The sequence below is a fragment of the Paenarthrobacter sp. NPDC091711 genome (assembly GCF_044756605.1).
Lineage (GTDB): Bacteria > Actinomycetota > Actinomycetes > Actinomycetales > Micrococcaceae > Arthrobacter.
This window is the reverse complement of sequence record NZ_JBIVTF010000001.1, coordinates 374,778-387,489: the sequence shown is the minus strand read 5'-3', so window position 1 is coordinate 387,489 and position 12,712 is coordinate 374,778. Positions and strand designations below refer to the sequence as shown.

The following is a 12,712-nucleotide window of genomic DNA, read 5'->3' as shown; positions in this document are numbered from 1 at the left end:
CGCCGAAGGGCGCGCCGCCGAGATGGTGGCGCGCCCTTCGGCGTCTGGCTAGGCTCAAAGGCGTGGCCGATCCCAATGAAAACACGTCCGGAAAGTACACCGTCCAACGATTCCCCGCCGTAGCTGACCCAGATCACGCCGGCTACAGCCGCTGCACCACCTGGGTACAGGCTGTCTCCCACGGATTCCATCAGCAGAGGCGCGATGATGAGTTCCTCGCTAAGACCTTGGCGTCGTACCAAACAGATCAACGCGAGCTGACAGGTGTCTACATCAATGGCAGCGTCCCGGAGCACTCCCTTGGCGCAGAGGTTCCGGTGGCAACGTACGCGACCATGCGTAAGGCTTTGAACATAGGTTTTGGCCGCCAACTGGAATCCAACCTCGTCACAGCTGTGACAGTCCGCGGCACCCACCGGCGGAACGGCATCCTGCGGGGAATGATCACGGCAGACTTGGAAGCTGCAAAGGATGACGGCCTGGCGATTGCAGCCCTTACGGCGTCCGAAGCGTCCATTTATGGCCGCTTCGGCTTTGGTGTAGCCACCTTCGAGCGGAGCATCAAGGTTGATACCGGCCCGCGCTTCCAGCTCCGGGGCCTTCCGGAAGGCACAGTTGAAGTCGCTGATCCCTCGGTGTTGTTGGACGTTGCTCCCAAGGTCTTCGAACGTGTCCAGCGGCTCTCGCCGGGTTCCGTAGACCGGCAGGAGTATTACCGCCTGCTGGCCTCTGGCTCCATCGGCCATGACGGTAAACCGGATACGTCCGTCCGCTGCGCCCTCCACTACGATCCTTCCGGGTCTTTGGACGGCTACGTTTCCTACCGCTTCAAGGGATGGGACCACAAGCCGTACACCATGGAAATCGTGGACCTCGTAGCGGCGAGCAACGCGGCTTACCTTGACCTGTGGCGATTCCTGGGCAGCATCGATCTCATTGATGAAGTGACGTGGGCCGAAGCTCCTGTGGACGATCCCCTGGCATGGGCGCTGGTGGATCCCAGGTGCATCGAGGCCTCTGAAATCCGCGACATGCTCTGGCTCCGGATCCTGGATACACCTGCCGCCCTGCGCGCCAGGAAGTTCCCTGCGGCCGGCAAGCTGGTGCTGGAAGTGAGCGATTCTCTGGAGATGGCGGGCGGCACCTGGGTTCTTGAGTCCGACGGCGGTGCTGCCGCCGTCGTCACTGATGCCTCCGGCGAGGCGCCAGACCTCAGCCTGGACGTGGCCGATCTCGCCTCCATTTACCTTGGCGCTGTTTCGCCGGTGACCTTGGCGGCGGCCGGTCGCCTTCACGAACACACTCCGGGAGCTGCCTACCTGGCGCAGCAACTTTTTGCCGTGGAAAGATCCGCGCACTGCCTGACGCACTTCTAGGCAGCGTCAAGCAACCGCGACCACGGACACCGCAACCACCACAAACAACATAGTCATCATCAGATAGGGATATCCATGGGGGATTCCAAGCGGCGGCCGTTGGCCGGCCGGCGATCAGTGCTGCTTGGAATGGCAGGATTGGCTTCTGCTGCACTGTCGGCTTGCGCGAACAGCGGAAGCTCGGCATGAACAGCAGTCTCCGGATCGGGGCCGGCAACGGGTCATGCGCCAGCAACAGGTCCGGCCACGCCGCCGCCTTCCATTGCCGCCAGGTCCAGCGAGCAGGCTTCCGCAGCTCTCGCCCCGACCACACCTGTAACCGCACCGCCGGCGAAACAGCACATCCTGGCGGAGTTCGCCGGGCGCCACCCCAAAGAATGGGGGCTGCACGTGACGGGGGTGGTGAATGGTTCAGCGTCCGCCAAAGTTGCCTTGACCTTTGATGCATGTGGAGGTCACGGAGGCACAGGGTGCGATCACGCACTCTTAGAGACCCTTCGTCGACTCAACGTCCCTGCAACGCTGTTCATCAACAGCCGATGGATTCACGCCAACCCGGGGTTGTCCGCAGAACTGGCCGCTGACCCGCTGTTCGAACTCGCCAATCACGGCACCGCCCACCTGCCTCTCTCGGTGAACGGCAAGTCCGCTTACGGCATTCAGGGGACCGCTTCTGTTGCAGCGGCTTACGATGAACTGATGGGCAACCAGCAGATCCTGCAGGGTCTCACTGGAAAGGTCCCGCAGTTCTTCCGTCCAGGAACCGCGTTCTACGACGACGTCGCTGTGGCTATGACGCGAAGGCTTGGTTTGTTGCCGGTCAACTTCACGGTTAACGGCGACGGCGGTGCCACGTATTCGGCGGCCACCGTCGCCGCCGAGGTGGGGCGGGCCGCGGCCGGTGACATCGTTATCTCACACTTCAACAGGCCGGCCTCAGGCACAGCTGGCGGATATGCGCGCTCCCTGCCGCGGCTTCTCGATCATGGAGTCTCGTTTGGCCGCCTCCGGGACGTCCTGATGCCGTAACACTCCTTTTGACCCTGCTTTGCCTATGCGACTAGAATAAACGGGCGTGTACTACGTGCATGCATCCATTTTGTATTAATCCACAAATCAGGATGACCCGGTAATTTGCCGTGTTCTGCCGTCCGGACCCGGACGGCAGCGGTTTGCCTGACCGACTAACTATCCACAACGGAGCCCCTACTACATGACCATCACCTCCACCGAGAAGCCCGGTACCCCCGTAGTCGCGATTAACGACATCGGTACCGCTGAGGACTTCCTCGCAGCTGTCGACGCCACCATCAAGTACTTCAACGACGGAGATCTCGTCGAAGGTACCGTCGTCAAGGTCGACCGCGACGAAGTTCTGCTCGACATCGGTTACAAGACCGAAGGTGTCATCCCTTCCCGCGAGCTTTCCATCAAGCACGATGTTGATCCCGGTGACGTCGTCGCCGTTGGCGATCAGGTCGAAGCTTTGGTTCTCACCAAGGAAGACAAAGAAGGCCGTCTGATCCTCTCCAAGAAGCGCGCTCAGTACGAGCGTGCCTGGGGCGACATCGAGAAGGTCAAGGAAGAAGACGGTGTCGTTACCGGTACCGTCATCGAGGTTGTCAAGGGTGGCCTCATCCTGGACATCGGCCTGCGTGGCTTCCTGCCCGCATCGCTCGTGGAGATGCGTCGTGTCCGCGACCTCGCTCCGTACATCGGTCAGCAGATCGAAGCCAAGATCATCGAGCTGGACAAGAACCGCAACAACGTTGTGCTGTCCCGCCGTGCATGGCTCGAGCAGACCCAGTCCGAGGTTCGCTCCACGTTCCTCAACAAGCTGGAAAAGGGCCAGGTTCGTCCGGGCGTCGTTTCCTCCATCGTCAACTTCGGTGCATTCGTGGACCTGGGCGGCGTAGACGGCCTCGTTCACGTTTCCGAGCTGTCCTGGAAGCACATCGACCACCCGTCCGAGGTTGTCGAGGTTGGCCAGGAAGTCACCGTCGAGGTCCTCGAAGTGGATCTGGACCGCGAGCGTGTCTCCCTGTCGCTCAAGGCTACGCAGGAAGATCCGTGGCAGACCTTCGCCCGCACCCACGCCCTCGGCCAGGTTGTTCCGGGTAAGGTCACCAAGCTGGTTCCGTTCGGTGCGTTCGTTCGCGTCGAAGACGGCATCGAAGGCCTCGTTCACATCTCCGAGCTGGCTGTCCGCCACGTTGAGCTCGCCGAGCAGGTTGTCTCCGTTGGCGACGAACTGTTCGTCAAGGTCATCGACATCGACCTCGAGCGTCGCCGTATCTCCCTCTCCCTCAAGCAGGCTAACGAGGGCGTTGACGCTGACAGCACCGAGTTCGATCCCGCTCTGTACGGCATGGCCGCTGAGTACGACGAAGAGGGCAACTACAAGTACCCCGAGGGCTTCGATCCCGAGTCGAACGAATGGCTCGAGGGCTACGAGACCCAGCGCGCCGCTTGGGAGCAGCAGTACGCTGACGCCCAGACCCGCTGGGAAGCTCACAAGAAGCAGGTTGCCCAGCACGCTGCTGACGACGCTGCTGCTGCAACGTCCGGTGAGAGCGATTCCGGCACCACGAGCTACTCCTCGGAGCCGGCTGCTGCAGAGTCCAACGCTGGTACCCTGGCGTCCGACGAAGCACTCGCCGCACTGCGTGAGAAGCTGACCGGCAACTAATTCCGCCTCCCTCACGGGATGTGCTGAATAGCCAAAGAAGGACCCCTGCCTCCGGGCAGGGGTCCTTCTGCTTTAAGACTTCTCGCCGCTTTTAGTCTTCTCTGCGTGCGAACTTCTCAGAGCGGGACGTCTACCCACTCCGTTCCTTGGGGCCGCAACTCAAGATGTCCCGCCGTCAGGGAAGCCAGCCGGGCATGAGCCTCGGAGATGGTGGCTGCATCATCAGGCAAGGCAATTCTAAGAACCGCATGCCGGGCTTCGTATCCGGTCTCCGCCATGACGTACCCGGCATTGCGAAGGTCGTTTTCCAAACGTCCGGCATCTGCGTGGGGGACCTCTACTGCGCACAGACGAAGCCGCCGCCGATGAACCAAAGGAGCCAGGTCCAAGGCCGCAGAGACCGACTCGGAGTAGGCGCGGACCAGCCCGCCCGCTCCCAGGAGGATCCCACCGAAATAGCGCACGACGACGACACTGACGTCGCTGAGGTCCGCCACCTTGGGTAGCGTCTCACGCTTGATAAGTGCCTCCAGCATGGGGATCCCGGCTGTGCCCGAGGGCTCTCCGTCGTCACTGGAGCGTTGAATCATCCGATCGGGACCGATGACGAAGGCGGAGCAGTGGTGGCCGGCATCATAAAATTCGCGCCGAAGGTCGCTGACCAGTGAGCGTGCGGTTTCCTCATCCTGTGACCGGCGAAGGACTGTAATAAAACGCGATCTGCGGATTTCCAGTTCGTGGCGGAAGTCAGGGCCGAGCGCAATTGTTGTGTATGTTGCAGCGCGGCTGTCATCCTCTTTTTCCACCGCTTCAGTCTAGTGTTGGAGGGTGCTGAAGATTGGGCTGACGGGCGGCATCGCCTCGGGGAAATCACTGGTGGCCTCCAGGCTGCGGGAATTGGGTGCAGCCCTTGTGGACGCAGACGTCTTGGCGCGGGAGGTGGTGGAGCCTGGAACTCCCGGCCTGTCCCGCGTGGTGGAAGCGTTCGGCCCTGGGATTCTGGATGCGCAGGGAAGACTTGACCGGCCCAAGCTCGGGGCAATTGTGTTTCAGGATCCCGCTCAGCGTGAAGTTCTCAATGGCATCGTTCACCCGCTGGTCCGGCAGGCCGCTGCAGCCACCATCTCAGGGGCCGGACCCGGCGACATCGTGGTCCAGGACATTCCCTTACTTGTCGAAAGCGGGCAGGGCAGCAACTTCCACTTGGTGCTGGTGGTCGATGCCCCCGATGACGTACGCATTCAACGCATGCTGGAGTTTCGGCAGATGACCACGGAAGACGCTGTGGCACGTATGGCCTCACAAGCCACGCGGGATGAACGCAACGCCGCGGCCGACGTCCTACTGAACAACTCAGGAACCCGCGAAGAGTTACTCGCCACGGTTGACGCTCTGTGGGAGCAGCGGTTGGTGCCCTTCGCGGAAAACCTGAGCCGGGGTGTCAGGGCCACCCGACAAGGTGTCCCTGTTCTGGCTGCCTCCACAGCTGATTGGAGCCGGCAAGGCGCCATGCTCGCAGACCGGATTGCCGCGGCCGCACCCCAGGAAATCCTTGCGGTGGACCACATCGGTTCAACGTCCGTACCGGGGCTGGCAGCGAAGGACGTGATCGATCTCCAAGCGGCCGTGCCTGATCTCACAACAGCGGACCGCATCGCGCCTGTCCTGGCGGCAGCCGGCTTCCCGGCGGTGCCTGAGGTTACTCGCGACACTCCGAAGTCCCCGCACCTTGATCCCTCGCAGTGGCAAAAGCGTTTCCATGCCAATGCTGATCCCGGGCGTGCGGTGAACCTGCACGTCAGGGTAGCCGGTTCACCGGGATGGCGGTACGCGCTGCTGTTCCGTGATTGGTTGAGGTCGGATCCGTCCGCAGCGGCGCAGTATCAGGCGCATAAGCTTGAGTTGGCTGCCGCCGATGCGGGGGATTGTTGCACCGCCGCCTATGCGGAGGCCAAAGAACCATGGTTTACCGATGTTGCCTGGCCGCTCATGGAGGAGTGGGCACAACGCACAGGCTGGATGCCGCCGTCGTATATGTCTTCTGCTGAAGGCAAACGCGGACAGTAGCTGTCCTAGGGCGGGGGTAGATTGGTTTCATGAGCCTTGCCCAGGAAATCAACCGTGTCGTCGCGCCTTTCGAAGTGATCAGCGAGTTCAAGCCAGCCGGTGATCAGCCGACCGCTATTGCAGAACTGACGGAACGAATCAACAACGGTGAAAAAGACGTAGTCCTCCTCGGCGCCACCGGCACGGGTAAGAGTGCCACCACGGCGTGGCTCATCGAACAGGTCCAGCGTCCCACCCTGGTTATGGTCCAGAACAAGACACTTGCCGCGCAGCTGGCCAATGAATTCAGGGAGCTGCTGCCCAACAACGCAGTGGAATACTTTGTCTCCTACTACGACTACTACCAGCCCGAGGCGTACGTAGCACAGACCGATACCTTCATTGAAAAAGATTCCTCCATCAACGAGGAAGTGGAAAGACTCAGGCACTCGGCCACCAACGCCCTCCTGACCCGCCGCGACGTCATCGTGGTGGCTACGGTGTCGTGCATCTACGGCCTGGGCACGCCTGAGGAGTACATCGCCGGCATGGTGACGCTCCGCAAGGGCGCGGAAATGAACCGCGACCATCTTCTGCGGAAGTTCGTCTCCATGCAGTACGCCCGGAATGACATGGACTTCCACCGGGGCACCTTCAGGGTCCGCGGCGACACCGTGGAGATCATCCCTATGTATGAGGAACTCGCCATCAGGATTGAGTTCTTCGGCGACGAAATCGAGAACATCCAAACGCTCCACCCCCTCACCGGCGAGGTACTGCGGGATGAAGAAGAGATGTACGTTTTCCCGGCGTCGCACTACGTGGCTGGTCCTGAACGCATGGCCCGTGCCATCAAACGGATCGAGGACGAACTCGCTGACCGCTTAAAGGTCCTTGAAGGTCAAGGGAAGCTGGTGGAAGCCCAGCGGCTCCGGATGCGCACAACCTACGACCTCGAGATGATGCAGCAGATGGGTTTCTGCAACGGCATCGAGAACTACTCCGTCCACATCGATGGCCGGGAAGCTGGAACTGCGCCGCACTGCCTGATCGACTACTTCCCGGACGATTTCCTCTTGGTGGTGGACGAATCGCACGTGACCATTCCGCAGATCGGCGCCATGTACGAGGGCGATATGTCCCGTAAGAGAAACCTCGTGGACTTCGGCTTCCGCCTACCCTCAGCCATGGACAACCGGCCGCTGAAATGGGATGAATTCCTGGAACGCATCGGCCAGACCGTGTACCTGTCCGCAACCCCTGGCAAGTACGAGCTCGGTAAAGCGGATGGCTATGTTCAGCAGATCATTCGTCCCACCGGCCTCATCGATCCCGAGGTAGTGGTCAAGCCCACCAAGGGACAAATTGACGACCTTCTGGGGGAAATCAGGACCCGCACGGAAAAGAATGAACGCGTTCTAGTCACCACTTTGACCAAGCGCATGGCGGAGGATCTCACGGACTACCTGGTAGGTCATGGCGTCAAGGTGGAGTACCTGCACTCCGACGTCGATACTCTCCGGCGAGTGGAACTGCTCCGGGAACTCCGGATGGGCGTTTTCGACGTCCTGGTGGGCATCAACCTGCTCCGCGAAGGTTTGGACCTTCCCGAGGTTTCCCTTGTCAGCATTCTGGATGCTGACAAGGAGGGCTTCCTGCGTTCTTCAACTTCCCTGATCCAGACCATTGGCCGTGCCGCCCGTAACGTTTCTGGTCAGGTACACATGTACGCGGACAGGATCACAGATTCCATGGCACATGCCATTGAGGAGACCAACCGACGCCGCGCCATCCAGGTGCAGTACAACACGGACCACGGCATAGACCCCCAGCCGTTGCGCAAGAAGATTGCCGACATCACCGATCAACTGGCCAAGGAAGACGCAGACACCCAGGAGCTGCTCAACAACAACCGGCTGGCCAAGGGTGGCAAGCGCGGCAAGACGTCCGCCAAGGGTGCCGCCACCGTTCGCCAGGACGGACTCGCCGCAGCTCCTGCCGAAGACCTGGTGGGCCTCATTGAACAACTGACCGAACAGATGCACGGGGCGGCTGCTGAACTGCAGTTCGAAGTCGCTGCCCGCATCCGTGATGAAGTCAAGGAGTTGAAGCGCGAATTACGCCAGATGCAGTCTGCCGGGCACGCCTAAGGTAAGGTTGAGGTCACGTAGGGGAGTATCCCAAGCGCTACGTCCGTCAGCACGCAAGGCACAGATGCCTCGCCGGATCTAGCGGGCCGCCAAATTCTGCATTCACCGCACCCTGGCAGGCCGGAGAGACTTACACCGCTTTCCCGTACCCTGCGAAAGGCACCTTTAATGCAGCTTCCCGTCTGGTTTGAGATCGGCTCCTTTGTCGTTCTCGGAATCATCCTGCTGATTGACCTCCTGTTGGTCGTCAAGCGTCCCCATGAACCTTCCATGAAGGAAGCCGGCCTGTGGGTTGGCTTCTACGTAGGACTGGCCCTGCTTTTCGCAGTAGCCATGTTCGCATTCGCCGGCCCCGAGTACGGCGGTCAGTTCGTCGCCGGTTGGGTCACTGAGTACAGCCTCAGCATCGACAACCTCTTTGTGTTCATCATCATCATGGCCCGCTTCTCGGTGCCCCGTAAGTACCAGCAGGAAGTGCTGATGGTGGGCATCATCATCGCGTTGATCCTCCGCGGTATCTTCATCGCCTTGGGTGCTGTTGTCATTGAGCAGTTCAGCTGGGTCTTCTACATCTTCGGTGCCTTCCTCCTCTGGACTGCATGGAAGCAAGCCAAGGATTCCGGCGAAGACGAGGAAGAAGGCGCCGAGAACCCCCTGATCGGCCGCCTCCGCAAGGTCCTGCCGATGTCCGAGAAGTTCGACGGCAACAAGATCCGCACCGTGGTGGACGGCAAGAAGGTCTTCACCCCCATGTTGATCGTCTTCGTGACCATCGGTTTGACCGACCTCTTGTTCGCTGTTGACTCCATCCCCGCGATCTTCGGCCTCACCCAAAGCGCTTTCATCGTGTTCACTGCGAATATCTTCGCCTTGATGGGCCTGCGTCAGCTGTACTTCCTCCTCGGCGGACTCATGACACGCCTGGTCTACCTCAAGCACGCTCTGTCAGTGATTCTGGCCTTCATCGGTGTCAAGCTTGTGCTGCACGCCATGCACGTGAACGAGCTCCCGTTCATCAACGGTGGCCACCACATCGAGTGGGCTCCTGAAATCCCCACCTACGTGTCCTTGGCAGTCATTGTGGGCACCATCGTCGTAGCTGTGGTCGCCAGCCTGCTGAGCCCGCAGGCACGGCAAGCCAAACTGGATGCCCGGCTCGAGGAAGATGCCAAAAAGAGCTTGAGCGAGGCAGAGTAACTGAACTCCAAAAGTTGTAGTCTCGTGAAGTGACTACCACTTCAACTACGGCGCTGGACCCACAACGGGTTCAGCGCCGTACTGTTTTCCTGCTCAGTTCGGCACAACTGCTGAGCGGTGTCGGCAATGGGGCCACACTCTCCATAGGCTCCCTGCTCGCCGTTGACTTATCAGGCTCCGAAGCCTGGGCGGGCTCCATCACCACCGTCCTGACACTTGCCGCAGCAATTGCAGCACTGCCGCTGGCCAGGTTGGCTGAGGCGCGCGGCCGCCGCGTGGGACTCGTCACCGGTCTGGTAGCTGCGATGGTCGGGGCGCTGCTCATCATTGCATCAGTAATGGGCCAGTCCTTCGTGCTGCTCTTGCTGGGCGCAGCCTTCCTTGGTCTTGGCACGGCCGCGAACCTGCAGGCGCGTTTCGCCGCCGTCGACCTCGCGGAACCGGAGCGCCGCGGACGGTCACTGTCCACGGTGGTGTGGGCCATCACGATCGGAGCTGTTGCGGGGCCTAACCTGATCCAGCCGGGAGCCGCAGTAGGTGCCGCCCTTGGCCTTCCGCCGATCGCTGGACCCTTCGTGTTCTCAGCTGTCGGTTTGTTCCTGGCAGCTGGTCTTCTGTTCGCGGGCCTCAGGCCGGATCCGCTGCTGCTGTCCCGGCGTTTGGCCTCGGAAGCCGATGTCAGCGGCGAGCAGGGGGAGCGGCCCGTCAGGGGAATCATCCGGTCCGGCCTTCGCGCCGTTCGTTCATCACCGAAAGCGATGCTGGCGCTGGCGGCCGTCGTAGCCGCCCACGGCGTCATGGTGGCGGTCATGTCCATGACCCCCCTGCACCTTCAACAGCTTGTAGGCGGATCGCATGAGGGCCACCATGGCGGGACCACCGACAGTACGGATGCACTGGTGGTTATCGGGCTCACCATTTCGCTCCACATCGCCGGCATGTTCGCCCTTTCGCCCCTCTGGGGTTGGCTCACGGACAAAGCCGGCCGCTTCCAGACCATTGCCATGGGTCATGGGCTTCTTCTGGTGGCGGTGTTCATCGCCGGGTTCGGCCAGCGGGAGCCAGTGTTGGTGACCGCAGGGTTGATTCTCCTGGGGCTTGGCTGGTCTGCGGCAACCATTGCCGGGTCAACGCTGTTGGCCGAGAGCGTTGAACCCGATCAACGGGTCACCGTCCAAGGCGTTTCGGACACCCTCATGGGTGCCGCAGGAGCGCTCGGGGGCGCAACGTCCGGCCTGCTCCTTGCCTGGATCGGTTATCAGGGTCTCAACATTGCTTCCAGTGTGCTGGCGGCAGCGGTGCTGGCCTTGACAGCCGTCACTGCTGCCCGCCAGCGTATGTCAGCCGGGAGGAGCGGACCGCCGGATGGCACGTCCACCTAGCGGTGGGCGCGCACCATGCCAAAGAGCCTGCGGAAAATACCCTCTCCGTCTTCGCCGATGCCGTCGTGGTGGAAGTCCGATGTGACCCAGGTCTGGAGTCCGCGCACTGCTGCGGCGGTTTCCAGAGAGAGATCGTGGTCCACGTAGATGTCGTCCTGGTACACCGCTGCCGCGACAGGAACGGTATTGACCCCCAACCGGGCGGGGTCGTACAAAGGTTTCCAGTCTTTCCGGGCAGCCAGTTGTTGGGCGACGGCATGTAAGGGAACGAGCGCCGGGTCTTGTTCGAAGTACCAGGGGTACACCATTTCCCCTGTGAGCAGTGGCTCTTCTGCGTCGGGTTTGAAATCAGGAAAGTCCTCCAGGACCCGCCACGCTGCCCAATTGGTTGCCTCGTTTTGGCCATAGATGGACTCGTGGAGGACGGCATAGAGCGGGTTGGCCGCACGGCTGACCAGGGCCCGTACCTGTTCAAGGAACGATTCGGACAACCGCTCTCCGTCGATCGTCTCTATGAACGCGTCCTCCAGAAGGTAGTGGAGGGCATCCACCCTGGTGTTGCCGCCCAGGAAGGACCCCACCATTTGGAATCGCTCCGGCGTCAGCCGTTCGCCGCTGGCGAGAAATTCAGGCTGCTGCTCCAGATGGCGGGCGATGCGTGTGACTTTATCCCTGTCCTCCGGGTACCACGAGAAATACTCGGCGTTTCTCGCCGCAACCCGACGGAACGTTGCTTGATAGACACGATCCGCTGGGCCGTGGAGGGGAGCCAGGCCACCGGTGATCATTACCTCCCGCAAGCCCTCCGGGGCGAACGAAAGGTACGTGAGCGCGCAAAAGCCGCCGAAGCTCTGTCCCAGCACAGACCATGGGTCGGAGCCCAGAACCCCCCGGATGTGCTCGGCATCGGCCACGATGGAGTCAGCACGAAAGTGGGTCAAGTAGTCCGCCTGCGCTGCGGCGTCGCCCCGGAGCTCCAACGACTGCCGCTCTATAGGCGAGGACAATCCTGTGCCGCGTTGATCCAGCATCAGGATGCGGAAGTCCTTCGCTGCCGCCTTCATCCAGCCGGACAGCGAGGTGACGCGGTTACCCCGGCCGCCTGGCCCGCCCTGAAGGTAGAGGAGCCACGGCAGCTTGGCGGCCTCTTGAGGTGAATGGCTGGTAGAGGAGTACTCCCGGGCGAAGATGGGGATCGTCTCTCCGGGGACCACCTCCTGGTGTACCAAAGGGACGGTGAAGTAGTGCTCCGCGGTCCGGAGTCCGCGGAATTCGTGGCGGGCCTGTATACGGTGCTCGCTGGCGGAGGGCCGCTGGTTAGCCACTGACAATTCAGCCATGGGTAAGAGCCTCTTTCGCCTCACCGACGTTCGTCCCATAAGCCTGGAGCGCGTCGCCGGTCAACCTGAACGTTGACCATTCCTCCATGGGGAAAGCACCCAGGTTCTTATAGAAATTGATGGAGGGCTCGTTCCAGTTCAGGACGCTCCACTCCACGCGGGCATAACCCCGTTCGACGGCGGTGGCGGCCAGGTGCTGCAACAGCGCCTTGCCGTGGCCCTCACCACGGGCATCCGGAACCACATAAAGGTCCTCCAGGTAGATGCCATGAACGCCTTCCCACGTGGAGTAGTTCAGGAACCAGAGGGCGAAACCCTGAACGGTGCCAGCACTGTTCTCCGCAATGCTGGCGTAGACGCGCGGGTTCTCGCCAAAGAGTACTTCGGTGAGCATGGCCGGGGTGTTCTTAACGGCGTCCGGTTCCTTTTCGTAGATCGCAAGATCGTGAATCATACGCAGGATTGCAGGAACGTCTTCAACGGTGGCGGGGCGGATTACACTCATGCATTCGAGCTTACTAGGGGCTTGCCG

General features: G+C 61.2%; 10 protein-coding genes. 7 read left to right on the top strand and 3 right to left on the bottom strand.

Annotated features, from left to right (window positions below; genetic code table 11):
* Nucleotides 1–62: 62 nt before the first annotated feature.
* From ACIQH5_RS01810 to rpsA, 3 genes are all read left to right on the top strand, one after another.
* On the top strand, nucleotides 63–1,376 hold the full coding sequence (locus tag ACIQH5_RS01810) for a GNAT family N-acetyltransferase (RefSeq protein ID WP_400399736.1): 1,314 nt from the start codon (nucleotides 63–65) through the stop codon (nucleotides 1,374–1,376).
* A 390-nt stretch (nucleotides 1,377–1,766) separates the two neighbouring features.
* Nucleotides 1,767–2,405, top strand: coding sequence for a polysaccharide deacetylase family protein (locus ACIQH5_RS01805; RefSeq protein ID WP_400399734.1), 639 nt, complete (start codon nucleotides 1,767–1,769; stop codon nucleotides 2,403–2,405).
* A 184-nt stretch (nucleotides 2,406–2,589) separates the two neighbouring features.
* Nucleotides 2,590–4,065, top strand: a complete 1,476-nt coding sequence (rpsA, locus tag ACIQH5_RS01800; RefSeq protein ID WP_011774756.1) for a 30S ribosomal protein S1 — start codon at nucleotides 2,590–2,592, stop codon at nucleotides 4,063–4,065.
* Between the two features lie 116 nt (nucleotides 4,066–4,181).
* On the opposite strand, the gene ACIQH5_RS01795 is transcribed toward rpsA, so the two are convergent.
* Nucleotides 4,182–4,871, bottom strand: a complete 690-nt coding sequence (locus ACIQH5_RS01795; RefSeq protein WP_400399732.1) for an IMPACT family protein — start codon at nucleotides 4,869–4,871, stop codon at nucleotides 4,182–4,184.
* Between the two features lie 22 nt (nucleotides 4,872–4,893).
* On the opposite strand from ACIQH5_RS01795, the gene coaE reads away from it, so the two are divergent.
* From coaE to ACIQH5_RS01775, 4 genes are all read left to right on the top strand, one after another.
* Nucleotides 4,894–6,132, top strand: coding sequence for a dephospho-CoA kinase (gene coaE, locus ACIQH5_RS01790; protein WP_400399730.1), 1,239 nt, complete (start codon nucleotides 4,894–4,896; stop codon nucleotides 6,130–6,132).
* Between the two features lie 29 nt (nucleotides 6,133–6,161).
* Nucleotides 6,162–8,261, top strand: coding sequence for an excinuclease ABC subunit UvrB (gene uvrB / locus ACIQH5_RS01785; protein WP_400399728.1), 2,100 nt, complete (start codon nucleotides 6,162–6,164; stop codon nucleotides 8,259–8,261).
* 168 nt (nucleotides 8,262–8,429) lie between these two features.
* Nucleotides 8,430–9,458, top strand: a complete 1,029-nt coding sequence (locus ACIQH5_RS01780; RefSeq protein WP_400399726.1) for a TerC family protein — start codon at nucleotides 8,430–8,432, stop codon at nucleotides 9,456–9,458.
* 29 nt (nucleotides 9,459–9,487) lie between these two features.
* Complete coding sequence (locus ACIQH5_RS01775) at nucleotides 9,488–10,840, top strand: MFS transporter (RefSeq protein ID WP_400399724.1); 1,353 nt, start codon at nucleotides 9,488–9,490, stop codon at nucleotides 10,838–10,840.
* On the opposite strand, the gene ACIQH5_RS01770 is transcribed toward ACIQH5_RS01775, so the two are convergent.
* Both ACIQH5_RS01770 and ACIQH5_RS01765 read right to left on the bottom strand, forming a co-directional pair.
* Entirely contained in the window at nucleotides 10,837–12,180 is a 1,344-nt protein-coding gene (locus ACIQH5_RS01770; protein WP_400399722.1) for an alpha/beta fold hydrolase, read from the bottom strand. The two genes, ACIQH5_RS01775 and ACIQH5_RS01770, sit on opposite strands and share 4 nt — an antisense overlap.
* The gene (locus tag ACIQH5_RS01765) at nucleotides 12,173–12,685 is read right to left on the bottom strand and encodes a GNAT family N-acetyltransferase (RefSeq protein ID WP_400399720.1); all 513 of its coding nucleotides are present in this window, start codon (nucleotides 12,683–12,685) and stop codon (nucleotides 12,173–12,175) included. The genes ACIQH5_RS01770 and ACIQH5_RS01765 overlap by 8 nt, the downstream gene beginning before the upstream one ends.
* Between the last annotated feature and the right edge of the window lie 27 nt (nucleotides 12,686–12,712).